A 25,128-nucleotide genomic window follows, 5' to 3' on the forward strand; every position below is an offset into this window, starting at 1 on the left:
AGCCGGGAGTTGATGTGAGCAAAGGTAATAACGCCAATTCGTCCGTGAACTCTTTCGGTGCCCGTGACACGTTGAAGGTCAACGACAAGAGCTACGAGATCTATCGACTCTACGCGGTGCCGGGCACCGAGAAGCTGCCGTTCAGCCTCAAGGTGCTTGCCGAGAACCTGCTGCGCACCGAGGACGGCGCCAACATCACCAAGGACCACATCGAGGCGATCGCCAACTGGGATCCCGGCGCCGAACCCAGCGTGGAGATCCAGTTCACCCCGGCTCGCGTGGTGATGCAGGACTTCACCGGCGTGCCGTGCATCGTCGACCTGGCCACCATGCGCGAGGCGATCGCCGACCTCGGCGGTGACCCGGAAAAGGTCAACCCCCTCGCGCCGGCCGACCTGGTGATCGACCATTCGGTGATCGCCGATCTGTTCGGGCGCGCCGACGCGTTCGAGCGCAACGTCGAGATCGAGTACGAGCGCAACGGGGAGCGTTACCAGTTCCTGCGCTGGGGCCAGGGCGCGTTCAACGACTTCAAAGTGGTGCCGCCGGGCACCGGCATCGTGCACCAGGTCAACATCGAGTACTTGGCGTCGGTGGTGATGGACCGAAACGGGGTGGCCTACCCGGATACCTGCGTGGGCACCGACAGCCACACCACCATGGTCAACGGACTCGGCGTGCTGGGCTGGGGCGTCGGCGGCATCGAGGCCGAGGCCGCCATGCTGGGCCAGCCGGTGTCGATGCTGATCCCGCGCGTGGTCGGGTTCAAGCTGACCGGTGAGCGCAGGCCGGGCGTCACCGCCACCGACGTGGTGCTCACCGTCACCGAGATGTTGCGCCAGCACGGGGTGGTCGGCAAGTTCGTCGAGTTCTACGGCGAGGGCGTCGCGGAGGTGCCGCTGGCCAACCGCGCCACCCTGGGCAACATGAGCCCCGAGTTCGGTTCCACCGCAGCGATTTTCCCGATCGACGAGGAGACCATCAGCTACCTGCGCTTCACCGGGCGCAGCGACGAGCAGCTCGCGCTGGTCGAGGCCTACGCCAAGGAGCAGGGCATGTGGCACGACCCGAAGCGGGAACCGCGCTACAGCGAGTACATCGAGCTGGACCTGTCGCAGGTGGTGCCGTCGATCGCCGGGCCGAAGCGCCCGCAGGACCGCATCGCGCTCGACGACGCGAAAACCGCGTTCCGCAAAGACATCCACAACTATGTCGAGGAGCACATGCCCGTCAAGCACACCAAGCTCGACGAGGCGGTCGAGGACACGTTCCCGGCCAGCGACCCCGCGTCCAGCCTGGCCTTCGCCGACGACGACGCGGTCGTTCCGTCCGCGGCCATCGGCGCCAACGGACGCCCGACCAAGCCGGTCGAGGTGAAGTCGGCCGAGCGCGGCGAGTTCGTCATCGATCACGGCGCCGTGGTGATCGCGGCGATCACCTCGTGCACCAACACGTCCAACCCCGAGGTGATGCTCGGCGCCGCGCTGTTGGCGCGCAACGCCGTGGAGAAGGGCCTGAGCACCAAGCCGTGGGTGAAGACCACGATGGCGCCCGGGTCGCAGGTGGTCACGGATTACTACGAAAAGGCCGGGCTGTGGCCCTATCTGGAGAAGCTCGGCTTCTATCTGGTGGGCTACGGCTGTACTACGTGCATCGGCAACTCCGGCCCGCTGCCCGACGAGATCTCGCAGGCCGTCAACGACAACGACCTGTCGGTCACCGCGGTGTTGTCGGGCAACCGTAACTTCGAGGGCCGCATCAACCCCGACGTGAAGATGAACTACCTCGCGTCCCCGCCGTTGGTGATCGCCTACGCGCTGGCGGGCACGATGGACTTCGACTTCGACGCCGAACCCTTGGGCCGCGACAAGGACGGCAACGAGGTGTTCCTCAAGGACATCTGGCCGTCGCAGCAGGACATCAACGACACCATCGCCTCGGCGATCAACCGCGAGATGTTCACCAAGAACTACGCCGACGTGTTCAAGGGCGACGAACGCTGGCGCAACCTGCCCACCCCGAGCGGCAACACGTTCGAGTGGGACCCCGAGTCGACGTATGTCCGCAAGCCCCCGTATTTCGACGGTATGAGCGCCGAACCGGAGCCGGTGTCCGACATCTCGGGCGCCAGAGTGCTGGCGCTGCTGGGTGATTCGGTGACCACCGACCACATCTCCCCCGCGGGCGCCATCAAGCCGGGCACCCCGGCGGCCCAGTACCTCGAGGCCAACGGCGTGCAGCGCAAGGACTACAACTCCTACGGTTCACGACGCGGCAACCACGAGGTGATGATCCGCGGCACGTTCGCCAACATCCGGTTGCGCAACCTGCTGCTCGACGACGTCTCGGGCGGCTACACCCGCGACTTCACCAAGGGCGGCGAGCAGGCGTTCATCTACGACGCCGCGGAAAATTATGCGGCACAGAATATTCCGCTTGTCGTGTTGGGCGGAAAGGAGTACGGATCGGGTTCGTCGCGGGACTGGGCCGCCAAGGGCACCAGCCTGCTGGGTGTGCGCGCGGTGATCGCCGAGTCGTTCGAACGCATTCACCGCAGCAACCTGATCGGGATGGGCGTCATCCCGCTGCAGTTCCCCGAGGGGGAATCGGCGGCCAGCCTCAAGCTGGACGGCACCGAGACGTTCGACATCACCGGTATCGAGGAGCTCAACGAGGGTAAGACGCCCAGGACGGTGCATGTCACCGCCACCAAGGACGATGGCAACACCATCGAGTTCGACGCGGTGGTGCGGATCGACACACCCGGTGAGGCCGACTACTACCGCAACGGCGGCATCCTGCAGTACGTGCTGCGCAACATGTTGAAGTCCTGACCGATGCCCCGGGTCACCGACGACCATCTGGCGGCCCGCCGTCGTCAGATCCTCGACGGCGCCCGGCGGTGTTTCGCGGAGTACGGCTACGACAAGGCGACCGTGCGACGGCTCGAGCAGACGATCGGGCTGTCGCGCGGCGCCATCTTCCATCACTTCCGCGACAAGGACACGCTGTTCTTCGAGTTGGCCCGCGAGGATGCCGAGCGGATGGCCGACGTCGCAGCGCGCGAAGGCCTGGTGCAGGTGATGCGTGACATGCTGGCAGCGCCCGAGCAGTTCGACTGGCTGGCGACCCGGCTCGAGATCGCCCGCAAACTGCGCAACGACCCCGATTTCCACCGCGGCTGGAAGGAAAGGTCCGCGGAGCTGTCGGCGGCGACCACCGCGCGGTTGCGGCGGCAGAAGCAGGCCGGGCGGCTACGCGACGACATTCCCGCCGCCGTCCTGCAGACCTACCTCGACCTGGTGCTCGATGGCCTGGTGGCGCGGCTGGCGTCGGGCGACGATCCCGAAAAACTCAGCGCCGTACTGGACCTGGTCGAGGCGTCGCTGCGCCAGCAGCAAAGCTAACGACGGCTGCGGTGGTTCGGGCCGCCGCGGCTGCGCATCGTGGTTCCCGATTCGCGCAGCATGCTGTGGATCGAGCCGTACGAGCGGCCGGTCGATGCGACCAACGTCCGGATGCTCGCGCCGTTTTCGTACGCGCTCCGCAACTCGGTTAACAGTTGATCCCGTGGCTTCTCGGCCTTCTTCTGCGTCATCGTGCCTGGCACCTCCCCGCACAACTTGTGATGTGATGCCCCGACGGATACCCAGGGTAGGAACCGCCTACACCCCGCGGGTGGAATTGGATGAAACGGTTCGCAATTCGGCTATCAGGCCAGCTCGATCAGCTCCGCGTACTCCTCGGACCAGAAGTCCTCGGTGCCGTCGGGCAGCAGCACCACCCGCTGGGGGTCCAGGGCCTCGGCCGCGCCCGGATCGTGCGTCACTAGCACCACCGCACCGAGGTAGCTGCGCAGCGCGTCGAGTACTTGTTCGCGCGACGCGGGATCGAGGTTGTTGGTCGGCTCGTCGAGCAGCAGCACGTTGGCTGTCGACGCGACGAGCCCGGCCAGCGCCAGCCGGGTCTTCTCGCCACCGGATAGCGTGCCCGCCGGCTGATCCAGTTGCGCACCGCTGAACATGAACGCGCCCAACAGTCCCCGCAGGTCCTGCTCGCCGCCGTCGGGCGCGGCGTGGCGGATGTTCTCCCACACCGTGGCCGCGTTGTCGAGGGTGTCGTGCTCCTGGGCGAAGTATCCGACCTTCATGCCGTGACCCGGTTCGATCACCCCCGCATCCGGTGACTCCGCGCCGGCCAGCAGGCGCAGCAGGGTGGTCTTGCCCGCCCCGTTGAGGCCGAGCACCACCACGCGGGACCCGCGGTCGATGGCCAGGTCGACGCCCGAGAACACTTCCAGCGAACCGTAGTTCTTGGTCAGCCCCTTGGCCACCAGCGGGGTGCGCCCGCAGGGCGCCGGCGTCGGGAACTTGATCCTGGCCACCTTGTCGGCCACCCGTTCCTCTTCGAGCGCGGCCATCATCCGGTCGGCCCGACGCAGCATATTCTGTGCGGCAACGGCTTTGGTCGCCTTGGCCCCCATCTTTGCGGCCTGGGTGCGCAGCGCGGCGGCCTTGCGTTCGGCGTTGGCGCGTTCCCGGCGGCGGCGCTGCTCGTCGGTGGCGCGGGCATCGAGGTAGCGCTGCCAGGTCATGTTGTAGACGTCGACCTCGCCGCGCACGGCGTCCAGGAACCACACCCGGTTGACGACGTCGGCGAGCAGTTCGACGTTGTGGCTGATGACCACCAGCCCGCCGGTGTGGTTCTGCAGGAACGTGCGTAACCAGCCGATGGAGTCGGCGTCGAGGTGGTTGGTCGGCTCGTCGAGCAGCAGCGTGGTCGTCGAACCCGAAGCCCCGGCCCCGCCGTCGGAGGCGGCGAACAGAATGCGTGCCAGCTCCACCCGGCGTCGTTGACCGCCGGACAACGTGCGCAGCGCCTGGGTGAGAACCCGTTCCGGCAAACCGAGACTCGCGCAGATCCGGCCGGCATCGCTTTCTGCGGCGTAGCCGCCCAGCGCGGCGAACCGCTCCTCCAGCTGGCCGTAGCGCCGAACGGCCCGGTCGCGGGCGGCATCGTCGGCGACCTCGGCCATCAGCACCTGCTGCTTTTCCAGGTCGGTCAGCAGCGTGTCGAGACCACGCGCGGACAGCACCCGGTCGCGCGCGATCATGTCGAGGTCGCCTTCTCTGGGATCCTGTGGCAGGTAACCGATTTCGCCCGACCGCGAGATCGTTCCGGCGTACGGCTCGCCCTCGCCCGCTAGGATCCGCATCGTGGTGGTCTTGCCCGCGCCGTTGCGCCCGACCAGCCCGATCCGATCGCCGGGTTGCACGCGCAGCACCGTACCGTCGGTGGACAGCAGCGTGCGCGCGCCGGCGCGGACCTCGAGGTCCGTTGCGGTGATCACGCTGCTGCTCTCCTCGTGCTACTTGTCGTCGGTGAAGATGGGCGCCCGCTTCTCGGCGCGCGCGGCCACCGCCTCTTCGAAGTTGGCGGTGAGCAGACGCACGTAGAGCTGGCCCAGGCCTTCGGCCTGCATGTGCCCTTCCAGGCTAGCGGCGTCCAGTCCACTCCACAGTGTGCGCTTGGTCAACTCGATTCCTGGCCGGGAGAACGAAGCGATCCGCTCGCCCAGCTGAAAACACACCTCGAGCAGGTCGGCGTCGGGCACCGCCCTGGAGACCAGGCCGATTTGTTGTGCCTCCTCGGCGTCCACGTCGCGGCCGGTGAGCATCAGCTCGAAGGCCCGCGATGTGCCGATGGCGCGCGGCAGCAGGTAGGACAACCCCAGCTCGCTGGCGGTCAGGCCGTTGTTGATCCCGGCGGCGCGGAAATAGGCGCCGGCGCCCGCTACCCGGATGTCGCAGGCCAGGGCCAGGCAGAGGCCTCCGCCGATCGCCGCCCCGTTGACCGCGGCGATGACCGGCTGGTGCATTCTGCGCAGCGTCAGGATCACGTTGTCGAGGACTTCCATCGACCGCAGCGCGAAGGTGGGCCGGGTCAGCCCCTCGGTGTGCGGCACACCGCCTGCCGACTTGTGGTCGGCGCCCGACGAGAAGCCGCGACCCGCGCCGGTGAGCACGATCGCGCGCACGGAGTTGTCGTGGTTCAGCTCGTCAAGCACCTTCTGCAGCGGGACCATGACATCGAACGCCATCGAGTTCATGCGCTCGGGTCGGTTCAGGGTCACCAGCGCGATATCGGGGCGCGGGCGGTCGACGAGTACGAAGTCGGTCTGCTCGGTCACGGATGCACGCTATCGCGTGCGCCCGCTCACTCCGTCTGACCGTCGTTTTGCGCTGCGATCGCCGCGTCGACGTCGAACTCCCTGACCTTCTGCACCAGCTCCTCCAGCGCCGCGGGCGGCAATGCGCCGGCCTGGTTGAACACCAGCTTGCCCTTCTTGAACACCATCAGCGTGGGAATGGAGCGGATGTCGGCCGCGGCCGCAAGCTCCTGCTCGGCCTCGGTGTCGACCTTGGCGAACACGACGTCGGGATGGGCCTCCGCAGACGCCGCGAACGTCGGGGCGAACGCCTTACACGGTCCGCACCACGACGCCCAGAAATCCACCAGCACGATCTCGTTGTCGTTGATGGTGTCGTTGAACTCTTCGGCGGTGATGTCTTTGGTAGCCACGAATGTTCCTAACGCCGGGGGCGGGCTCGATGTTCCCACCATAGGGTCCGCACAAACGGGTCCGCCGGGTTATCGCCTCCTGCAGTCGGCTCGCGGCGAAGTCACATGCTCTGGCTGCCAGATCCCAGCGCCAGGGTGATTCGCGTCGAGCGGCACACCGGGCACCGCGGCGGCGCGTCGAACCGAAACCGTCCGCCGCACCCGCACTCGCCGGCGATCGCGTGCACACCGGCGCGGTAGTCGGCGGTGGAGATGGGCTGCACCGGGACGTGGACGCGGACGTAGGCGTCGCGCCGCGCGTCGAGCAGGCAGTGACCGTTCGGCAGGGATTTGAGGTAGCGCAGATGCAACTCGCCGAGTTCCTCGAAGCCGATCGGCTTGACCTCGCCGCAGCGATCGCAGTGCAACAGATGGCAGAAGAACCCGTCGCCCTGGCTGACAGTGAACGATTCATCGCAGTAGCGACAGCGCGCCCGGAATTTGTGGCTCATCGCTCAGCACCCTTCTCCCGATTTCGTTGTGTCGCTGGCGGTCACAGGTCGTCGACATTCAGCAGCCCGTCTTGGATCGCGCGTGCGGCCAGCGCCGCTTTGGTCCGCGCGGGCCGGCCGACGGCGGCGTATTTCGCCCGTATACGTTGCAAGTGAGTGCGCACGGTCGTCGGCGAGATGTTCAACCGTTCGGCCACCACCTCCTTGCTCTCGGTCTGTAGCCAGCTGAGAAGGACCTCGATCTCGCGCGCCGCCAGGCGCGGTTTCGTGATCGTGTCGCCGCGGCCCATGGGTTTGTCTCCTCGAACACCCGATTCCCACATCGTCCGTTCGGACGACAATGAAAACAGCGTGGGTAGTCACCCATCGGTTCTCGAATCAGGCGCGCAAACACAAAATCCGTGATGTTCAGGCAAGATCTTGCTCAAGCCAGCAAGATGTCAGCGTGCACGGTCAATCGCGGATTCTGGTGGCATCTCCGTTGGGAAAGGTCGTGCTACCGATCCTGACCACGGCGTTTCCCGAGGCGACGGTGCGGGTCGCGGTCGACGAGGCCGCGGTGCGACGGGAGGTGACGGGCCGGGTCCGCTTCGACGTCGTGGTGGCGGACCTGGTGTGGAACAACCCCGAGTTGGAGTTCCGGTTCGACGGCCTCGACGTCATCGACGTCCTGCGCGACGCCGACCGCCTGGCCCCGGTGGTGATCGCCATGCAGGGTCACCGGATGGAGCGGGATCACCTCGATGAGGCGCGGTTACGCCCCGAGGTCGCGTACGTGATCTCCAAGTCCGCGGGCGCCGATGCCCTACCGTCGGTGCTTCGCGACGCCGCCGTCGGCAAGCGCGACCCGGACGCCGGGTGCCGGCCACCGAAACCGCCGCTGTACGAGTTGTTCGCCGGGCGCAAGGGGCAGACGGCCGGCAGGCTCGCGGGCGCCATCGCATCCGGGCGCGCGTCGGACGGGGCGAGTTTGGCGGCGGCCGCCGGCGTCGCGCTGAACACCGCCACCAAAGTCGCGACCCACTACCTCGGCCCGATCGTCAGCCAGCGTGGTGAGCACGACCCCGAACTCCCTCTGACCCTGGCCGCCGTGTACCGCTGGTGCGGGCTGCACGCGAGCTACCTGGTGAGCTGGTGCCGCCGTAACGGCCACGGGTCGGTCATCCAGGGCTGAGGGCCGCGCGGTCGACGTTGGACAGAAGTTGCGCGCGTCTCTTCGGCCACCAGAACAACTCCGCCAGCAGCAGAAACAGGTAGATGAACGACGCAGCCGCGTTGCCCCAGGAGCCATAGACGGCGTCCCACCCAGCGGTCGCCACACCGACAGCCAGGACGACGGGCAACAGCCAGCGCACCGGCTTGGCTTCCTCGGCCGCCGCGTGGATTCCGGTGCGGTAGTCGAGGGCGGCTGCGCTCAATCGCGCATCGGTGATGCGCTCACCACGCCGCGCGGCACGCACCACCGTCACGCGCTCCGCGCCGGAAAGTCCGTCGGCGCCAGGCCAATACCGCTTCATTCGCCGCGCCATCCAGATGCCGTAGCAGGTACCGACGATCATCAGGACGGCGAGGCCGGCGGCAGCCAGGCCCGAATCCAGCCATGCCAGCACTCCGAGCGGCAACCCGACCGCAGACCCGACTCGTGAGCGCCCGGCGGGCAAAACCGCCGCGCCACACCGTCGCCCGCACCGTGACCAACGGCCGTCCCTCCGATCAGTCGAGGTGGCTGGTGCTCACGCCTGCGCCGGTTACTAGACGGTGAAGCCGAGCGCCCGAAGCTGTTCGCGGCCGTCGTCGGTGATCTTGTCCGGGCCCCACGGCGGGTTCCACACCCAGTTGATTTTCATCTCGCTGACCAGCCCGCTGCCCACCAGCGCGTTCCGCGACTGGTCCTCGATCACATCGGTCAGCGGGCAGGCCGGGGACGTCAGCGTCATGTCGATCAACGCGACGGTGCCCTGCTCCCCCTTCTCGATGTTCAGGCCGTAGACGAGGCCGAGGTCCACGACGTTGATCCCCAGCTCGGGATCGACGACGTCGCGCATCGCCTCCTCAAGGTCGAACAACAGTTCCTCGTTAGGCACTGCGGTGTCGCTCATCTGACATCTCCTCACTGGCCTGCGCAAGCGCATCCTTGAAAGCCATCCACCCCAGCAACGCGCACTTCACCCGCGCGGGGTATTTCGCCACCCCCGCGAATGCGACGCCGTCGCCGAGCACATCTTCATCCCCTTCAACGGTTCCGCGTGACGAAACCATTTCGCTGAACGCCGCGACCGTCTTGAGCGCGTCGCCGACGCTCTGCCCGATCACCTGATCGGTCAGCACCGACGTCGCCGCCTGGCTGATCGAACAGCCCTGCCCGTCGTAGGAGATGTCGGTGACGGTCTCCCCGTCGTCGGACAGCGCCACCCGCAGCGTCACCTCGTCGCCACACGTCGGGTTGACGTGGTGCACTTCGGCCGCGAACGGCTCGCGCAGGCCGCGATGGTGCGGGTGCTTGTAGTGATCGAGGATCACTTCCTGATACATCTGATCCAGGCGCATCCATCACCTGCCGAAGAACTCGATGGCCCGGCGCACGCCGGCCACCAGGCGATCGACCTCGTCGAGCGTGTTGTACAGCGCGAACGACGCGCGCGCCGTCGCGGCGATGCCGAACTTGCGGTGCAGCGGAAACGCGCAGTGGTGTCCCACCCGCACCGCGACACCGTCGTCGTCGAGCACCTGCCCCACGTCGTGGGCGTGCACGCCGTCGACCACGAACGACACCGGCGATGCGCGGTTCTCCAGCGACGTCGGCCCGATGACGCGGACGCCGTCGATGCCGGTCAGCCCTTCGAGCGCGGCGGCCACCAACTCGGCTTCGTGCGCCTCCACGGCGCGCATCCCGACCTCGGTCAAATACCGTGCCGCGGCGCCCAATCCGACGACCTGCGAGGTCATAGGTGTGCCGGCCTCGAACCGCTGCGGCGGCGGGGCGTAGGTGGCGCTCTCCATGGTGACGGTCTCGATCATCGAGCCGCCGGTGAGAAACGGCGGCATCGCGTCGAGAAGTTCGCGTCGCCCGTAAAGCACCCCGATGCCGGTGGGGCCCAGCATCTTATGCCCGGAGAAGGCCGCGAAGTCCACGTCCAGCGCGCCGAAGTCCACGGGTTGGTGCGGCACCGACTGGCATGCGTCCAGTACGGTCAGCGCACCGACGGCCTTGGCCCGCCCCACCAGTTCGTCGACGGGGGCCAGCGCACCGGTCACGTTCGAGTGGTGGCTGAACGCAACGATTTTCACGCGGTCGTCGAGGTGCAGCGAGTCGAGGTCGATGCGTCCTGCGTCGGGGCCCTCGGAGGTGGTCTGGTACCACTTGAGCGTCGCCCCGGTACGGCGGGCCAGCTCCTGCCACGGGATCAGGTTCGCGTGATGCTCCAGCTCGGTGGTGACGATGACGTCGCCCGGTCCGACCGCACGGGCGAATCGGTTGTCGCCCAGCGTGTAGGACACCAGGTTGAGCGCCTCGGTCGCGTTCTTGGTGAACACCAGCTCTTCGGGATGCGCGCCGACGAACGCCGCGATCTCGGCGCGGCCCTGCTCGTAGGCGTCGGTGGACTCCTCCATCAACTGATGCGCACCACGGTGCACCGCGCCGTAGGAATTGGTCAGAAATTCCCGCTCCGCGTCGAGCACCTGTACCGGGCGTTGCGAGGTGGCCCCCGAATCCAGGTAGGCCAACGTGTTTCCGCCGCGCATCACTTTTTTCAGGATCGGGAAGTCGGCCCGGATCCTGGTGACGTCCAGAGTCTGCGCGGTCGTCACCTCACGCCCCCACGGCCTGGGCGAACCGCTCGTAGCCGTGCTCTTCGAGCTCGTCGGCCAGTTCGGGCCCGCCGGACTCGGCGATGCGACCACCGACGAACACGTGCACGAACTGCGGCTGGATGTACCGCAGAATCCGGGTGTAGTGCGTGATGAGCAGGATGCCGCCGTTCTCGGATTCGGCATACCGGTTCACCCCGTCGCTGACGACGCGCAGCGCGTCGACGTCCAGACCGGAGTCGGTCTCGTCGAGGATCGCGATCTTGGGCTTCAGCAGCGACAGCTGGAGGATCTCGTGCCGCTTCTTCTCGCCGCCGGAAAAGCCTTCGTTGACACTGCGTTCGGCGAACGACGGATCGATCTCGAGGGCCTCCATCGCGCCCTTGACCTCTTTGATCCAGTGCCGCAGTTTGGGCGGCTCACCCCGGACGGCCGTGGCCGCCGTGCGCAGGAAGTTCGACATCGACACCCCGGGCACCTCCACGGGGTACTGCATCGCCAGAAACAGCCCGGCGCGGGCACGCTCGTCGACGCTCATCGCGAGCACGTCCTCGCCGTCGAGCGTGATCGACCCGGACGTCACCGTGTACTTCGGGTGCCCGGCGACCGCGTAGGACAGCGTCGACTTGCCGGACCCGTTGGGGCCCATCAGCGCATGCACCTCCCCCGACTTCACGGTGAGGTCGACGCCCTTGAGGATGGGGATCTCGTCAGCGGCCTCTGTGGCGGCGACGCTGACGTGCAGGTCTTTGATTTCAAGCGTGGTCATCTAGCTTCCTTGCAGTGTTTCGGTGAGCTCGAGCTCTTTTTCGATGGCGTCGGTGAGCCGCTCGCGCACGGCGGGCACGGTGATCTGCTGGATGATCTCGCCGAAGAACCCGCGCACGATCAGCCGTCGAGCCTGATCCTCGGGGATACCGCGCGCCTGCAGATAGAACAGTTGCTCGTCGTCGAATCGTCCGGTCGCGCTGGCATGCCCGGCGCCTGCGATCTCGCCGGTCTCGATCTCCAGGTTCGGCACCGAGTCGGCGCGGGCGCCGTCGGTGAGCACGAGGTTGCGGTTGGTCTCGAAGGTGTCGGTGCCCTCGGCCTCCGCGCGGATCAGCACGTCGCCGATCCACACCGTACGGGTGTCGGGCTTGGGCGACGCCGGATCTCCTTGCAGCGCACCCTTGTACGTAACCTGCGAGCGGCAGTTGGGCTCGGCGTGGTCGACGAGCAGACGCGACTCGAAGTGCTGCCCGTCGTCGGCGAAGTACAAACCGAGCAGCACGGCGTCGCCGCCCGGCGCGCGGTAGCGCACCCGCCCCGTCATCCGGACCAGGTCGCCGCCCAGCGTGACGGCCGTGTGCCGAAACACCGCGTCCTTACCCAGCGAGGCGTGGTGCATGCTGACGTGGACCGCGTCGTCGGCCCAGTCGGCGATCGACACCACCTTCAGGGTCGCGGCGTCGCCGACGACGAATTCGATGTTGTCGGCGTAGGTTCCGCTGCCGCGCTGGTCGATCACGACCACGGCCTCGGCGAGTTCGTCGACCCGCACCTGCAGATGGCCGTATGCCGTCGCGCCCTCGCCGGGCCCGGTGACCACGATGTCGATCGGGTCGTCCACCTTGGTGTCGCGCCCGACGGTGACGATCGTCGCGTTGTTGAACGACGAGAACGCCTGGGCGGCAACACGGTCGGCGGGCACGCCCCCGTCGCCCAGCCGCGGGTCGCCGCGGCGCACGGTTTCCACCGTCACGCCGTGGCGTTGCGCCACGTCGATGCGGGCGCCGCCGGTGGCCGGCGCGGTGCCGTCGTGCAGGCCGCGCAGCCGCCGAAGCGGGGTGAAGCGCCAGATCTCGTCACGGCCCCGGGGCACCTCGAAGGCCTCGACGTCGAACGACGTGAACAGCTCGCCCTTGTTCTGCCCCTCGACGGCCGTGGTCAAGTTGTTTGTCGTCACCCAACCGCGCCTTCCATCTGCAGCTCGATCAGCCGGTTGAGCTCCAGCGCGTACTCCATCGGGAGTTCCTTGGCGATCGGCTCGACGAAGCCGCGCACCACCATGGCCATCGCCTCGTCCTCGGTCAGGCCGCGGCTCATCAGGTAGAACAGTTGGTCCTCGCTGACCTTCGACACGGTCGCCTCGTGACCCATCGTGACGTCGTCCTCACGGATGTCGACATACGGATAGGTGTCGCTGCGGCTGATCAGATCGACAAGCAGCGCATCGCATTTCACGCTCGACTTGGATCCGTTCGCGCCCTTGTTGATCTGCACCAGACCGCGGTACGACGCACGTCCGCCGCCGCGGGCCACCGACTTGGACACGATGTTGCTCGACGTGTTCGGCGCCAGGTGCAGCATCTTCGCACCGGTGTCCTGGTGCTGGCCCTCGCCCGCGAACGCGACCGACAGCACCTCACCCTTGGCGTGTTCGCCGGTCATCCAGACCGCCGGGTACTTCATCGTGACCTTCGAGCCGATGTTGCCGTCGATCCACTCCATCGTCGCGCCGGCCTCGGCGCGGGCGCGCTTGGTGACCAGGTTGTAGACGTTGTTCGACCAGTTCTGGATCGTCGTGTAACGGCATCGCCCGCCGGGCTTGACGATGATCTCCACCACCGCGGAGTGCAGCGAGTCGGACTTGTAGATCGGCGCGGTGCAGCCCTCGACGTAGTGCACGTAGGCGCCTTCGTCGACGATGATCAACGTCCGCTCGAACTGGCCCATGTTCTCGGTGTTGATCCGGAAGTAGGCCTGCAGCGGAATGTCGACGTGCACACCCGGCGGCACGTAGATGAACGAACCACCCGACCACACCGCGGTGTTCAGCGCGGAGAACTTGTTGTCGCCCGCCGGGATCACCGTGCCGAAATACTGCTTGAAGATGTCCTCGTGTTCCTTCAAGCCCGTGTCGGTGTCCAGGAAGATGACGCCCTGCGCCTCGAGGTCTTCACGGATCTGGTGGTAGACGACCTCTGACTCGTACTGGGCGGCAACCCCGGCGACCAACCGCTGCTTCTCGGCCTCGGGGATTCCGAGCCTGTCGTAGGTGTTGCGGATGTCCTCGGGCAGGTCCTCCCAGGAAGCGGCCTGCTTCTCGGTCGAGCGCACGAAGTACTTGATGTTGTCGAAGTCGATGCCTTCGAGATTGGAGCCCCATTTGGGCATCGGCTTCTTGTTAAACGTGCGCAGCGCGCGAAGCCGGCTCTCGAGCATCCACTCGGGCTCGTTCTTCTTCGCCGAGATGTCGCGCACCACCGCCTCGGACAGACCGCGCTGCGCGCCGGCGCCCGCCTCGTCGGAGTCCACCCAGCCGTAGCCGTACCGGCCCAGCGAGGCAATGGCCTCTTCCTGGCTGAGCGGTTCGCCTACCGTTTGCACCTCGGGGGTGGTCGTCATCTCGACGCTCCTTGCTTGCTTGTAGTGGCTTCGGCGCGGGCTGTGCGCCGAAGGGTCTTCTGCTTAGCCTTGCTCTTCTCGGCAAGGGGCACGTGCGTGGTGCACGCGCAATCGCCGTTGACGATGGTGGCCAGCCGCTGCACGTGCGTGCCCAGGACCTCGGCGAAGGCCTCACGCTCGGCGTCGCAGAGTTCCGGGAACTCCTCGGCGACGTGCGACACCGGGCAGTGGTGTTGGCACAGCTGGATACCGTCGACCGGGCCGGCGACCGGGGTCGTGGTCGTGGCGTAACCGGCCTCCGTCAGCGCCGCCGCCACCCGGTCCGCAGTGGATGCAACGTCATCTGACCCGTCGGTTACTCCCGCCAGGATGCTGTCGACGCGCTGCCTGGCGAAGGTCCGCACGGCGTCGTCGCCGCCGATCTCGCGCAGTTGTCGCATCGCCGCGGCGGCCAGGTCGTCGTACCGGTGGCCGAGCTTGGCCCGGCCCGCGGCGGTGAGCCGATAGCGCTTGGGGGGGCGGCCGCGGCCGCTGTGCTGCCACGCCGCCGCAGCGCTGGATTCCGCGTCACCGGCCTCCATCAACGCCTCGAGATGCCTGCGCACGCCCGCCGCGGAAATACCGAGGCGTTCGCCGATCTCACCTGCGGTGATGGGCCCGGATTCCAGCAGCATCTGCACGATCGCGCCGCGCGTGCGACGCTCGCTGCTGACTTCCGGACGGATTTTCACAACACCATTGTGACGTAATTCGAAAACTCATGTAAAGCAAGGGCACCCTTATGTGGCGCGATCGTGCCTAATATCACCGGATGACCGAGCAGAACCGCCGTCTGGTGCTGGCCCAACGACCCTCGGGCCTGGTGAACGAATCCACCACCCGCATGGAGATTCAACCAGTACCCGAAATTTCCGACGGCGAGGCCCTGGTCAAAGTTCGCTTTCTGTCCATCGACCCGACCATCCGCACCTGGATGGACGACGTCCCCAGCTATCTGCCGCCGATCCAGATCGACGAGGTCATCCGCAGCGGCGGCGTCGGCGAGGTCGTCGAAAGCCGCTGTGGGGCCTATCAGCCCGGCCAGTTGGTGTTCGGCATGACCGGCTGGCAGGACTACGTCGTCGTCGACGCCGGCGAGCGCGCGATGCAGGTGCTGCCCGACGGTGTGCCTCCCCCGCTGGCGATCGGGGTTCTCGGCGTCACCGGAATGACAGCGTATTTCGGGATGACCGATGTGGGCGGCGTCAAACCGGGCGACGTGGTCGTCATCTCCGGCGCCGCGGGCGCCACCGGCTCCACCGCGGGCCAGATCGCCAAGCTCAAGGGCGCCGCCAGGGTCGTCGGCATCGCGGGCGGACCGCAGAAATGCCGCTACATCGTCGACGAACTCGGCTTCGACGACGCCATCGACTACAAGAACGAAGACGTCGCAGCCCGGCTGCGCGAGACCTGTCCGGACGGCATCGACCTGTACTTCGACAACGTCGGCGGGTCGATCCTCGACGACTGCCTGGCCAACCTGGCGATGCGCGGGCGTGTGGTGCTGTGCGGCGCGATCTCGACCTACAACAGCGACGAGCCTCCGCCGGGCCCGTCGAACTATCTCAGCCTGTTGATCCGCCGCGGACGCATGGAGGGCTTCATCGTCCTCGACTACCTCGACCGCTTCCCGCCCGCACAGGCGGAAATGGCCGGGTGGCTGGCCGAGGGAAAGATCAAGTCCTCCGAGCACGTCGTCAACGGCCTCGAGAACGCCCCGGACGCGCTGAACCTGTTGTTCAGCGGCGGGAACACCGGCAAGGTGATCGTCGAGCTCTGAGAACGTCGGCCGCTACGCTGCTGTGGTGGCTGCCCGCCTCAAGTCTCTGTCCTCGTCGATCGCCCGCTGGCACGCCGACGAGCCGCCGGTCGGCTCGCCACTCAACGACGCCGAGGTCATCGCGCTGCGGCGCACCCGCGTCTTCGGAGCCGCGGGCACCGTGCTGATGGCCATCGGGGCGCTGGGCGTCGGCGCCCGGCCGGTGGTGCAGGACCCCACCTTCGGCGTGCGGCTGCTCAACCTGCCGTCACGCATCCAGACGGTGTCGCTGACCATGACCACCACCGGCGCGGTGATGATGGCGCTGGCGTGGTTGATGCTGGGCCGTTTCGTCCTCGGCGATCGCCGCATGTCGCGCAGCCAGCTCGACCGCACCCTGCTGCTGTGGGTGCTGCCGCTGCTCATCGCCCCGCCGATGTACAGCCGCGACGTCTACTCCTACCTGGCGCAGAGCGAGATCGCGAGCAAGGGCCTCGACCCCTACCGGGTGGGTCCGGCCACCGGTCTCGGCCTCGACCACGTCTTCACGCTGTCGGTGCCGACCATGTGGCGCGAGACGCCCGCGCCCTACGGCCCGCTATTCGTGTGGCTGGGCGAGGGCATTTCGGCGATCACCGGCGAGAACATCGTCGCCGCGGTGCTGTGCCACCGGCTGGTGGTGCTGCTCGGCGTGGCGCTGATCATGTGGGCGACGCCGCGACTGGCGCGCCGCTGCGGGGTCGCCGAGGTCAGCGCGCTGTGGCTGGGCGCGGCCAACCCGCTGCTGATCATGCATCTGGTGGCGGGCATCCACAACGAAGCGCTGATGTTGGGCCTGATGTTGGCGGGCACCGAGTTCGCGCTGCGCGGGGTCGACGCCGCCGACTCCCTTGTTCCGCGACCGCTGTCGTGGCCGCATACCCGCACGGACTGGCTGCAGTGGCAGCCGCTGGCGATGCTGCTGCTCGGCGTCGTGCTGATCACGATGTCGTCCCAGGTGAAGCTGCCGTCGCTGCTCGCGCTGGGCTTCGTCGCGATGGCGCTGGCGCACCGCTGGGGCGGCACGATCAAGGCCTTCTTCGTCTCGTCGGGTTCGCTGGCCGCGGTGTCCGTGGCGGTGATGGCGTCGATCGGCTGGGCCAGCGGGCTGGGGTTCGGCTGGTTGTTCACCCTCGGCACCGCCAACGTCGTGCGCAGTTGGATGTCGCTGCCCACCCTGCTGGCCCTCGGCACCGGCCAGGTCGGCATCCTGCTCGGGCTCGGTGATCACACCACCGCGGTACTGGGCTTGACCCGCGGTATCGGCGTGCTGCTCATCGCGATCCTGGTGACGTGGCTGCTGCTGGCGGTGCTGCGGGGCCGGCTGCACCCGGTCGGCGGGCTCGGCGTCGCGCTGGGGATGACGGTATTGCTCTTCCCCGTGGTTCAGCCCTGGTACGTGCTGTGGGCGGTGATCCCGCTGGCGGCGTGGGCCACCCGCCCCGCGTTCCGCAGCACCACGATCGTGGTGACCCTGGTGGTCGGCATCTTCGGCCCCACCGCCAACGGCGACCGGTTCACGCTGTTCCAGATCCTGCTCGCGGTGGTGGCGAGCACCGTGACCGTGCTGGCGCTGATGGCGCTGACCTACAACCGCCTGCCCTGGCGCAAACCGCCGACCGACGACGAGTCGGTGCCCGACGGCGCCACGGACTCGCCGACGAAGCAGCCGTCGATACCGCCCCGACCACCGGTGAAGCCCGACGCCTACGCTGATTCCCCGTGACCCATCTCGGATCGCGGGCCTCGTCGGTTCCCGTGCGCCTGCGCGGCGTCAGCAAGCGGTACGGCTCGACGACCGCGGTGTCGAACCTGGATTTGGAGGTTCAGGCGGCCGAGGTGTTCGCGCTGCTCGGCCCCAACGGCGCGGGCAAGACCACCACGGTCGAGATGTGCGAGGGGTTCATCAAACCCGACTCCGGCACCATCGAGATCCTCGGGCTGGACCCGTTCGACGACAACGCCGAGGTTCGGGCCCGCATCGGGGTGATGCTGCAGGGCGGCGGCGCATATCCGGCGGCCCGCGCCGGGGAGATGCTCGACCTCGTCGCCGCCTACGCCGCCAATCCGCTGGACCCGAAGTGGCTGATGGACACGCTGGGCCTGACCGATTCGGCGCGCACCACCTACCGGCGGCTGTCGGGCGGCCAGCAGCAGCGGTTGGCGCTGGCGTGCGCGGTCGTGGGCCGCCCGGAACTGGTCTTCCTCGACGAGCCGACGGCCGGCTTGGACGCCCACGCCCGAATCGTGGTGTGGGAGTTGATCGATGCGCTGCGCCGCGACGGTGTGACGGTGGTGTTGACCACCCACCAGCTCACCGAGGCCGAGGAGTTGGCCGACCGGATTCTGATCATCGACCACGGGACGGCGGTGGCGACAGGAACACCCGAGGAGTTGATGCGCAGCGGCGCGCAGAACCAGCTGCGGTTCCGTGCGCCGCGCAGGCTCGACCTCTCGCTGCTGGTCTCGGCGCTGCCGGAGAACTACCGGGCCTCCGAGAGCGCTCCCGGCGAGTACCTGGTGGAAGGCGCGATCGACCCGCAGGTGCTGGCCACCGTGACGGCGTGGTGTGCGCGGCTGGACGTGCTGGCCACCGACATGCGCGTCGAACAGCGCAGCCTCGAGGACGTTTTCCTCGAGCTCACCGGTAGGGAGTTGCGGCCGTGATCGCTACGAATCGTTTTGCCCCCGGCACGTTTTCACCGGATCCACGGCCGGCTCCCGTGCCGAAGATGCTGGCGGCGCAGTTCGGGCTGGAACTTCGGCTGCTGCTGCGCAACGGCGAGCAGCTGCTGCTGACGATGTTCATCCCGATCACCCTGCTGGTCGGGTTGATCCTGCTGCCGCTGGGGTCGTTCGGCCAGGACCGGGCAGCGACGTTCGTGCCGGCGATCATGGCGCTCGCGGTGATCTCGACGGCGTTCACCGGGCAGGCGATCGCGGTGGCCTTCGACCGCCGATACGGGGCACTCAAACGACTTGGCGCGACGGCCCTTCCGGTATGGGGCATCATCGCGGGCAAGTCGCTTGCCGTGGTCGCGGTGGTCTTCCTGCAGTCAATCGTGTTGGGCGGCATCGGCTTTGCGTTGGGCTGGCGACCGGAGCCGGCGGGGCTGGCGCTGGGCGCGGCCGTCATCGCGTTGGGCACCGCGGGGTTCGCGGCGCTGGGACTGCTTCTGGGCGGCACGCTGCGCGCCGAGATCGTGCTGGCGGTCGCCAACCTGTTGTGGTTCGTGTTCGCGGGCCTCGGCGCGCTGACCCTGGAGGGCGGCGTGGTGCCGCAGGCGGTCCAGCTGATCGCCCGGCTGACGCCCTCGGGTGCGCTGACCGAGGCGCTGTCGCAGGCGATGACGCTGTCAGTGGACTGGTTCGGCCTTCTGGTTCTGTTCGTATGGGGCTTGGTCGCCGCGCTGTGCGCGCTGCGCTGGTTCCGGTTCACCTGAGCCCAGCGTCGGCAGCAGATACTCCAGCTGGCCCACCTCTTCGATGTTGTGCTTCACCCACGCGGCCAGCATCTCGTCGGGCAGTCTGCGTCGCACCACCCGGTTGACCGGCGCCATCAGCGCCGAGCGCGCGCCCACGTCCATCACGCTGACGTAGTGGGCGCCGTCGGAACCCGCCGACCAGGTGTGCTCGAGCTGGAAGATCACGATCCCGCCGAGGCGCTGCACCAAGCGGATTCCGGTCTCGTCGAGTTTCTCGACCCGGTCGACGACGTCGACCTTGAACTCGGGTCGGCCGCCGAACGCTTCGACGATCCGGAACCGCGCGCCCTCCCCGGCGCCGCCGCCGGGCGCGGCTTTCGCGAGCTCCCATCGGATGTGGTCGATCGGATGCCAGGCGAGATACCGGTCGACGACCTCGTCCCCGTAGCGCATCGTGCCACCGAGATGGGTGAACCAGTCCAGCAGCATCGCCGGCGTGATTCCGGTGAGCGGCCGGTGTTCGATGGTGACCCGCCTGCGGTGATGGGGAAAGCTCGCGTAGCCGACCTTCGCGGTGTCGACCGTCCGCAGCGGGTAAAGCACGGGGCGGGTCATGCGCCACCACCAAGATACGGAACCGTTTTCTATGACGGGTACATTAAGCTTGTTCGATAAGAAACGCAAGCGTTTCCTAAGGGGTGCTGATGCAGCGACGGCGCGGCGAGGAACTGGACAGCGCGATCCGCACCGCCGTGCTTGGCCTGTTGGCCGAGCACGGTCCCGCGGGCGTGACGATGGAAGCCGTGGCGGCCGCGGCACGGACCAGCAAGCCCGTGCTGTACCGCCGGTGGCCCGACGCGGCGACGCTGCTGCGAGACACCTTGTTGCGCATCGCGACAACGGCCATCCCGCATGACGACAGGGGTAGTTATCGCGAGGACATGCTCAGCGTGCTGCGCGGCTGGGCAGCGCTGTTCACCGGCCCCGACGCCGCGGTGCTGCGGGCCGCGGTCGCGGCGACGGCACAGGATCAGCAATTGTCCGAGGCGTTTCGCAACGACGTCATCGGCTGGCGCAAGAAGGAGATGGCCGCGTTGCTGTCGCGCGGCATCGCGCGCGGCGACGTGCGCCCCGACGTGCCGGTCGAGATCGCCCGCGAGCTGGGGCAGAGCGTGCTGTGGCACCGGCTGCTGATCACCGGCGACCCGATCACCGACGAGCTGGTGGTGCAACTCGTCGACGAGGTTCTGGTGCCGTTCGTGGCGCCTCGGCGGTCATGACGACCGTGCTCGGCATCGACGCCTGCCGCGGCGGCTGGGTCGGAATAGGGCTGCGCGACGGCCGCTTCCTGTCCGCCCACTGCGCCCCGCAGCTCGAGGACCTCGTCCACGACGCGGCCGACGCCGACGTCGTCGCCGTGGATATTCCGCTCGGCCTGACGCACTCCGGGGAACGTGCCGCGGACCGGGCGGCCCGCGCGATGCTCGGCCGTCGCGGATCCAGCGTGTTCCTCACCCCGCCGCGGCCGGTGTTCGACGAGCCCGACTACGACGCGGCCAAGCGCCGCTGCCGGTCCCTGGTGGGCTGGATGCCCAGCAGGCAGGCGTGGGGGCTGCGCGCGAAAGTGCTTGAGGCCAACCGGCTCTACGGCATCGGGGTCGTGCTTTACGAAGTGCACCCGGAGCTGTCGTTTCGGCGGCTGGGCCTGCGCTACGAGGACGGCACCAAGAAGTCCTGGCGCGGGCAGCGGGCGAGGCTGCGGGCGCTGGCCGAGGCGGGGATCGTCTTACCGGAGGACCTCGGTGCGGCCGTCGCGAAGGTGCCTGCCGACGACGTGCTCGACGCGGCGGCGGTCGCCTGGAGCGCGGAGCGCATCGCGCGTGGGCAGGCGATCTGTCTGCCGGACCCGCCGCAGCGCAACGAACGCGGTCAGCCGATGGCGATCTGGCAGTGAGGGCCTGCCAGTCCGTCACCCGCTACTACGGCTTGTAGTTGGCCTGATCTAGGATCGGGGCGTGCGACGCCTCTTTCTGCGGCTGGTCGATCTGCTGCCGCTGCCCAGCCTGCGGGTTCAGCGCGTCGTCGCCTTCCTGGTCATCCTGACCCAGGGCGGCATCTCGGTGACCGGCGCGATCGTGCGGGTCACCGCCTCCGGGCTCGGCTGCCCGACGTGGCCGCAGTGTTTCCCCGGCAGCTTCACCCCCGTCCCGGTGGCCGAGGTGCCGGTGGTGCACCAGGTGGTCGAGTTCGGCAACCGTCTGGTGACGTTTCTGGTGGTGCTCAGCGCCGTGCTCGCGGTGCTCGTCCTCACCAGGGCCCGGCGCCGTCGTGAGGTGCTCATCTACGCGTGGCTGATGCCGGCGTCGACGGTCGTGCAGGCGGTGATCGGCGGCGTCACGGTGCTGACCGGGCTGCTGTGGTGGACGGTGGCCGTCCACCTGCTGGCGTCGATGACCATGGTGTGGCTTGCGGTGCTGCTCTTCGTCAAGGTCGGCGAGCCCGATGACGGCGTTGTCGTTCGTCGCGTGCCGAAACCGTTGCGGCAGTTGACGTTTCTCAGCGCCGTGACGCTGGCCGCGGTGCTGGTGACCGGGACGCTGGTGACCGGCGCGGGCCCGCACGCCGGCGACAAGAGCGTCTCGCGCACGATCCCGCGGCTCGAGGTCGAGATCACCACGCTGGCGCATCTGCACTCGTCGCTGCTGGTGGCGTACCTGGCGTTGCTCGTCGGCCTGGGCTTCGGCCTGCTGGCGGTGCACGCCACGCGCCCGGTGCTCATCCGGTTGGCGGTGCTGCTGGTCCTGGTGTGCGCGCAGGGGCTGGTGGGCGTCGTGCAGTTCTACGCCGGGGTCCCCGCGACGCTGGTGGCCGTCCATGTGGCCGGTGCCGCGTTGTGCACGGCGGCCACCGCCGCGTTATGGGCGTCGATGCGAGAACGGGCCCAGCCCGAGCCGGTCCAGGGCTGACTCCACCTCCAGGACGAACACCCGCTGCTGGCGGGCGCGGGTGGTGGCCTGAAGCTGCTGCCAGCCCAGCGCCGGCGCGACGAGGTCGAGTCGCCGCAGGCGCGGGTCGGTGCGCTCCCCGACCACATCCACACGCGCGTACAACAGATCCGTCGGTGCCAGCTTCAGCTGATCGGCTGCGGCGGCCAGCGCGGCGTGGCCGACGTCCCACACCTCGAAATCCGGCTCGACTTCGCCGCCGCGGGCGAGCGCGTGCGATTGCCTGCCACCGAGAAACACCAGCGCCGTTTCGGGGGACGCGCGGCCATGGGCCCGCGGCATCGTCGGCACGCCCGCGTCGGCCAGATCCGCCAGGTGGCGCTCGTCGGTGTTCCAGGCGACCACCTCGGGTGCGTTCAGCAGGTTGCGGACCCGACGGGTCCAGTCCAGGAACTCCGCCAGCCGCTCGCCGCAGTCGCGGGCGGCGCGCAGAATCACCAGGTCGGCCTTCAGGGTGGCGGGGTCGTCCCAGGACAGCCACCGGGCGTGCAGCCCACGTTTACGCAACGCGGGGATCAGCCCGGCGTCGTCGCGGTCCCCCTCGGGCAGTGCCGGTGAACCCGCCAAGACGATGCGCGGATGAAAGACGTCGGGCCGGGCCAGCTTCACAACGGCAAGGATATTGGGAGGATGTGAGCATGCACGCGATCGAGATCACCGAGACGGGCGGACCCGAGGTCCTCAGCTACGTCGAGAAATCCAAGCCCGCTCCCGGTCCCGGCGAGGTACTGATCAAGGCCGAGGCGATCGGCGTGAACTTCCTCGACACCTATTTCCGCTCCGGGCTGTATCCGCGGGAGACACCGTTCGTCGTCGGCAACGAGGTGTGCGGCACGGTCGAGGCCGTCGGCCAGGACGTCGCCGCATTGAAGGTCGGCGACCGCGTCGTCACCGCCCAGGCCAACGGCGCCTATGCCGAATACAGCGTTGCCGCAGCCGATTTCTGCGCCTACGTGCCGGACGGGGTCAGCCCCGAGGTGGCCGCGGCGTCCCTGCTCAAAGGAATGACCGCGCACTACCTGATCAAGTCGACGTATTCGGTGCAGCAGGGCGATGCGGTGCTGCTGCACGCGGGCGCCGGTGGGGTGGGCCTGATCCTGACGCAGTGGGCGACCAGCATGGCCGCCCGGGTCATCACCACGGTGTCCACCCCGGAGAAGGCCGAGATGTCGCGCAACGCCGGCGCTGTCGAGGTGCTGGACTACCCGGACGACCCTGCGGAGTTCGGCGCGAAGATCAAAGAGCTCACCGACGGTGGCGTCTCGGTGGTGTACGACGGCGTCGGTGCCGCCACCTTCGACGCCAGCCTGGCCAGCCTGGCTGTGCGGGGCACGCTGGCGTTGTTCGGCGCCTCCAGCGGACCCGTTCCGCCGTTCGACCCGCAGCGGCTCAACACCTCGGGCTCGGTGTTCCTGACCCGCCCCACGCTGGTGCACTACACCCGAACACCGGACGAATTCGCATGGCGCGCAGGGGAACTACTTGAAGCCATCGCCGACGGCACCCTCAACATCACGGTCAGCGAGCGCTACCGGCTCGAAGACGCCGAGACCGCACACCGTGATCTGGAGGGCCGCAAGACCATCGGCTCGGTGGTGCTGGTGCCGTAACCGGAGCCGGCTCAGAACAATGTCGGCAAGGCGAGCACCGAGTCGATGGCCAGCGCGCAGAACACCACGGCCAGATAGTTGTTGGACTGCAGGAAAAGCCGCAGCGGCTTGACCTGTTCACCACGGCGCACACCGGCGTTGAGTTGGTGGGCCATCAGCAGGAACCAGGCGCCCGCCAGCACCGCCACCGCCGCGTACAGCCACCCGGTCACAGGCACCAGCGCCAACGTCGCGGCCACCGTCAGCCACGTGTAGATGACGATCTGCTTGGTGACCTGGCGCTCGGTGGCCACCGCGGGCAGCATCGGCACCCCGGCCGCGCGGTAATCCTCCTTGTAGCGCATGGCCAGCGCCCAGGTGTGCGGCGGCGTCCAGAAGAAGATGATCGCGAACATCGCCAGCGCGGGCCATTCGATGGTGCCGGTGACCGCGGACCAGCCGATCATCACCGGCATGCAGCCGGCCGCGCCGCCCCACACCACGTTCTGCGAGGTGCGGCGCTTGAGCAGCAGTGTGTACACCAGCACGTAGAACGCGATCGTGAGGCCGGCCAGGTGCGCCGACAGCAGGTTCGTGGTCCACCACAGCCAGAAGAACGACGTGACCGACAGCGCGAGCCCGAACACCAGCGCGTGGCTGCGCGGCACGGTGGCGCGGGCCAGCGGCCTGCGCTCGGTGCGCTTCATCACCTTGTCGATGTCGGCGTCGGCCACGCAGTTGAGCGTGTTGGCGCCCGCGGCCGCCATCAGTCCACCGACCAGCGTGTTGAGGATCAGCAGCGGATCGACGCTTCCGCGGTGCGCCAGCAGCATCGCCGGAATCGTGGTGACCAGCAGCAGCTCGATGACCCGCGGCTTCGTCAACGCGACGTAGCCGACCACCTTGGTGACGACCTGGCGCCGCAGCCGCGCGGCGGTCGAGGTCCGGTCCAGCGTCCCCTCGGCGAGGTGGCCTTCCCGAATGCTCACGCAGGTAACT

27 protein-coding genes and 1 pseudogene are annotated in these 25,128 nt (G+C 68.0%); 11 read left to right on the forward strand and 17 right to left on the reverse strand.

Going from position 1 to position 25,128, the window contains the following annotated elements; genetic code table 11:
• Nucleotides 1-14 precede the first annotated feature (14 nt).
• Both acnA and G6N28_RS25215 read left to right on the forward strand, forming a co-directional pair.
• On the forward strand, nucleotides 15-2,834 hold the full coding sequence (gene acnA, locus G6N28_RS25210) for an aconitate hydratase AcnA (protein WP_163905151.1): 2,820 nt from the start codon (nucleotides 15-17) through the stop codon (nucleotides 2,832-2,834).
• Between the two features lie 3 nt (nucleotides 2,835-2,837).
• A complete protein-coding gene (locus tag G6N28_RS25215) occupies nucleotides 2,838-3,407 on the forward strand; it encodes a TetR/AcrR family transcriptional regulator (RefSeq protein ID WP_163905153.1) in 570 nt (189 codons plus the stop codon).
• Here G6N28_RS25215 and G6N28_RS25220 read toward each other — a convergent pair.
• The 6 genes and pseudogenes from G6N28_RS25220 to G6N28_RS25245 all read right to left on the reverse strand — a co-directional run.
• Complete coding sequence (locus G6N28_RS25220; RefSeq protein WP_128110056.1) at nucleotides 3,404-3,598, reverse strand: helix-turn-helix domain-containing protein; 195 nt, start codon at nucleotides 3,596-3,598, stop codon at nucleotides 3,404-3,406. The genes G6N28_RS25215 and G6N28_RS25220 overlap by 4 nt on opposite strands.
• A gap of 114 nt (nucleotides 3,599-3,712) precedes the next feature.
• Nucleotides 3,713-5,350, reverse strand: coding sequence for an ABC-F family ATP-binding cassette domain-containing protein (locus G6N28_RS25225; protein WP_163905155.1), 1,638 nt, complete (start codon nucleotides 5,348-5,350; stop codon nucleotides 3,713-3,715).
• A gap of 18 nt (nucleotides 5,351-5,368) precedes the next feature.
• Complete coding sequence (locus G6N28_RS25230; protein ID WP_163905157.1) at nucleotides 5,369-6,190, reverse strand: enoyl-CoA hydratase; 822 nt, start codon at nucleotides 6,188-6,190, stop codon at nucleotides 5,369-5,371.
• A gap of 26 nt (nucleotides 6,191-6,216) precedes the next feature.
• Nucleotides 6,217-6,582 (reverse strand): thioredoxin, encoded by a 366-nt coding sequence (gene trxA, locus G6N28_RS25235; RefSeq protein ID WP_163905159.1) that lies wholly within the window; start codon nucleotides 6,580-6,582, stop codon nucleotides 6,217-6,219.
• A 101-nt stretch (nucleotides 6,583-6,683) separates the two neighbouring features.
• On the reverse strand, nucleotides 6,684-7,073 hold the full coding sequence (locus tag G6N28_RS25240; RefSeq protein WP_163905161.1) for a hypothetical protein: 390 nt from the start codon (nucleotides 7,071-7,073) through the stop codon (nucleotides 6,684-6,686).
• A 41-nt stretch (nucleotides 7,074-7,114) separates the two neighbouring features.
• Nucleotides 7,115-7,339, reverse strand: a pseudogene (locus tag G6N28_RS25245) (LuxR C-terminal-related transcriptional regulator); the annotation flags it as partial.
• Between the two features lie 203 nt (nucleotides 7,340-7,542).
• Between G6N28_RS25245 and G6N28_RS25250 the strand changes: the two are divergent.
• On the forward strand, nucleotides 7,543-8,247 hold the full coding sequence (locus G6N28_RS25250; protein ID WP_235674690.1) for an MSMEG_1198 family transcriptional regulator: 705 nt from the start codon (nucleotides 7,543-7,545) through the stop codon (nucleotides 8,245-8,247).
• On the opposite strand, the gene G6N28_RS25255 is transcribed toward G6N28_RS25250, so the two are convergent.
• From G6N28_RS25255 to G6N28_RS25290, 8 genes are all read right to left on the reverse strand, one after another.
• Nucleotides 8,234-8,683, reverse strand: a complete 450-nt coding sequence (locus tag G6N28_RS25255; RefSeq protein ID WP_308207218.1) for a hypothetical protein — start codon at nucleotides 8,681-8,683, stop codon at nucleotides 8,234-8,236. The two genes, G6N28_RS25250 and G6N28_RS25255, sit on opposite strands and share 14 nt — an antisense overlap.
• A 141-nt stretch (nucleotides 8,684-8,824) precedes the next feature.
• Entirely contained in the window at nucleotides 8,825-9,172 is a 348-nt protein-coding gene (locus G6N28_RS25260) for a metal-sulfur cluster assembly factor (RefSeq protein ID WP_163905164.1), read from the reverse strand.
• Nucleotides 9,150-9,620 (reverse strand): Fe-S cluster assembly sulfur transfer protein SufU, encoded by a 471-nt coding sequence (gene sufU, locus G6N28_RS25265; RefSeq protein ID WP_163905166.1) that lies wholly within the window; start codon nucleotides 9,618-9,620, stop codon nucleotides 9,150-9,152. The genes G6N28_RS25260 and sufU overlap by 23 nt, the downstream gene beginning before the upstream one ends.
• 3 nt (nucleotides 9,621-9,623) lie before the next feature.
• The gene (locus G6N28_RS25270) at nucleotides 9,624-10,883 is read right to left on the reverse strand and encodes a cysteine desulfurase (protein WP_163905168.1); all 1,260 of its coding nucleotides are present in this window, start codon (nucleotides 10,881-10,883) and stop codon (nucleotides 9,624-9,626) included.
• Between the two features lies 1 nt (nucleotide 10,884).
• The gene (sufC, locus tag G6N28_RS25275; RefSeq protein ID WP_163905170.1) at nucleotides 10,885-11,652 is read right to left on the reverse strand and encodes a Fe-S cluster assembly ATPase SufC; all 768 of its coding nucleotides are present in this window, start codon (nucleotides 11,650-11,652) and stop codon (nucleotides 10,885-10,887) included.
• Nucleotides 11,653-12,831, reverse strand: coding sequence for a Fe-S cluster assembly protein SufD (gene sufD / locus G6N28_RS25280; protein ID WP_163905173.1), 1,179 nt, complete (start codon nucleotides 12,829-12,831; stop codon nucleotides 11,653-11,655).
• Nucleotides 12,828-14,273: a Fe-S cluster assembly protein SufB gene (sufB, locus tag G6N28_RS25285; protein WP_163905175.1), complete on the reverse strand. Its 1,446-nt coding sequence runs from the start codon at nucleotides 14,271-14,273 to the stop codon at nucleotides 12,828-12,830. The genes sufD and sufB overlap by 4 nt, the downstream gene beginning before the upstream one ends.
• On the reverse strand, nucleotides 14,270-14,947 hold the full coding sequence (locus G6N28_RS25290) for a helix-turn-helix transcriptional regulator (RefSeq protein ID WP_235674806.1): 678 nt from the start codon (nucleotides 14,945-14,947) through the stop codon (nucleotides 14,270-14,272). Before G6N28_RS25290 ends, sufB begins: the two co-directional genes overlap by 4 nt.
• Nucleotides 14,948-15,084: 137 nt before the next feature.
• Here G6N28_RS25290 and G6N28_RS25295 point away from each other — a divergent pair, with 137 nt between their 5' ends.
• From G6N28_RS25295 to G6N28_RS25310, 4 genes are read left to right on the forward strand one after another with little or no spacing between them, the layout of a single operon-like run.
• On the forward strand, nucleotides 15,085-16,092 hold the full coding sequence (locus G6N28_RS25295) for an NADP-dependent oxidoreductase (RefSeq protein WP_163905179.1): 1,008 nt from the start codon (nucleotides 15,085-15,087) through the stop codon (nucleotides 16,090-16,092).
• Nucleotides 16,093-16,117: 25 nt separating this feature from the next.
• Nucleotides 16,118-17,836, forward strand: coding sequence for a polyprenol phosphomannose-dependent alpha 1,6 mannosyltransferase MptB (gene mptB, locus G6N28_RS25300; protein ID WP_163905180.1), 1,719 nt, complete (start codon nucleotides 16,118-16,120; stop codon nucleotides 17,834-17,836).
• Complete coding sequence (locus G6N28_RS25305) at nucleotides 17,833-18,777, forward strand: ABC transporter ATP-binding protein (RefSeq protein ID WP_235674691.1); 945 nt, start codon at nucleotides 17,833-17,835, stop codon at nucleotides 18,775-18,777. Before mptB ends, G6N28_RS25305 begins: the two co-directional genes overlap by 4 nt.
• Nucleotides 18,777-19,553 carry an ABC transporter permease gene (locus G6N28_RS25310; protein ID WP_163906612.1) on the forward strand — a complete coding sequence of 259 codons (777 nt, stop codon included), beginning with the start codon at nucleotides 18,777-18,779 and terminating at the stop codon, nucleotides 19,551-19,553. The genes G6N28_RS25305 and G6N28_RS25310 overlap by 1 nt, the downstream gene beginning before the upstream one ends.
• Here the strand turns inward: G6N28_RS25310 and G6N28_RS25315 are convergent.
• Nucleotides 19,467-20,150 carry a hypothetical protein gene (locus G6N28_RS25315; protein WP_163905182.1) on the reverse strand — a complete coding sequence of 228 codons (684 nt, stop codon included), beginning with the start codon at nucleotides 20,148-20,150 and terminating at the stop codon, nucleotides 19,467-19,469. The genes G6N28_RS25310 and G6N28_RS25315 overlap by 87 nt on opposite strands.
• 89 nt (nucleotides 20,151-20,239) lie before the next feature.
• On the opposite strand from G6N28_RS25315, the gene G6N28_RS25320 reads away from it, so the two are divergent.
• The 3 genes from G6N28_RS25320 (at nucleotide 20,240) to G6N28_RS25330 (ending at nucleotide 22,501) form a co-directional block, all read left to right on the forward strand.
• Nucleotides 20,240-20,815 carry a TetR/AcrR family transcriptional regulator gene (locus G6N28_RS25320; protein WP_163905184.1) on the forward strand — a complete coding sequence of 192 codons (576 nt, stop codon included), beginning with the start codon at nucleotides 20,240-20,242 and terminating at the stop codon, nucleotides 20,813-20,815.
• The gene (locus G6N28_RS25325) at nucleotides 20,812-21,489 is read left to right on the forward strand and encodes a DUF429 domain-containing protein (protein WP_163905186.1); all 678 of its coding nucleotides are present in this window, start codon (nucleotides 20,812-20,814) and stop codon (nucleotides 21,487-21,489) included. Before G6N28_RS25320 ends, G6N28_RS25325 begins: the two co-directional genes overlap by 4 nt.
• 61 nt (nucleotides 21,490-21,550) lie before the next feature.
• Nucleotides 21,551-22,501: a COX15/CtaA family protein gene (locus tag G6N28_RS25330; protein WP_163905188.1), complete on the forward strand. Its 951-nt coding sequence runs from the start codon at nucleotides 21,551-21,553 to the stop codon at nucleotides 22,499-22,501.
• On the opposite strand, the gene G6N28_RS25335 is transcribed toward G6N28_RS25330, so the two are convergent.
• The gene (locus tag G6N28_RS25335; RefSeq protein WP_163905190.1) at nucleotides 22,451-23,149 is read right to left on the reverse strand and encodes a DcsG N-terminal domain-containing protein; all 699 of its coding nucleotides are present in this window, start codon (nucleotides 23,147-23,149) and stop codon (nucleotides 22,451-22,453) included. The two genes, G6N28_RS25330 and G6N28_RS25335, sit on opposite strands and share 51 nt — an antisense overlap.
• Nucleotides 23,150-23,178: 29 nt before the next feature.
• On the opposite strand from G6N28_RS25335, the gene G6N28_RS25340 reads away from it, so the two are divergent.
• Nucleotides 23,179-24,150, forward strand: coding sequence for a quinone oxidoreductase family protein (locus G6N28_RS25340; protein WP_163906613.1), 972 nt, complete (start codon nucleotides 23,179-23,181; stop codon nucleotides 24,148-24,150).
• Between the two features lie 11 nt (nucleotides 24,151-24,161).
• Here G6N28_RS25340 and G6N28_RS25345 read toward each other — a convergent pair whose 3' ends face one another.
• Nucleotides 24,162-25,082, reverse strand: coding sequence for a heme o synthase (locus G6N28_RS25345; RefSeq protein ID WP_163906614.1), 921 nt, complete (start codon nucleotides 25,080-25,082; stop codon nucleotides 24,162-24,164).
• Nucleotides 25,083-25,128 lie beyond the last annotated feature (46 nt).

The sequence above is a fragment of the Mycolicibacterium pulveris genome, assembly GCF_010725725.1.
Lineage (GTDB): Bacteria > Actinomycetota > Actinomycetes > Mycobacteriales > Mycobacteriaceae > Mycobacterium > Mycobacterium pulveris.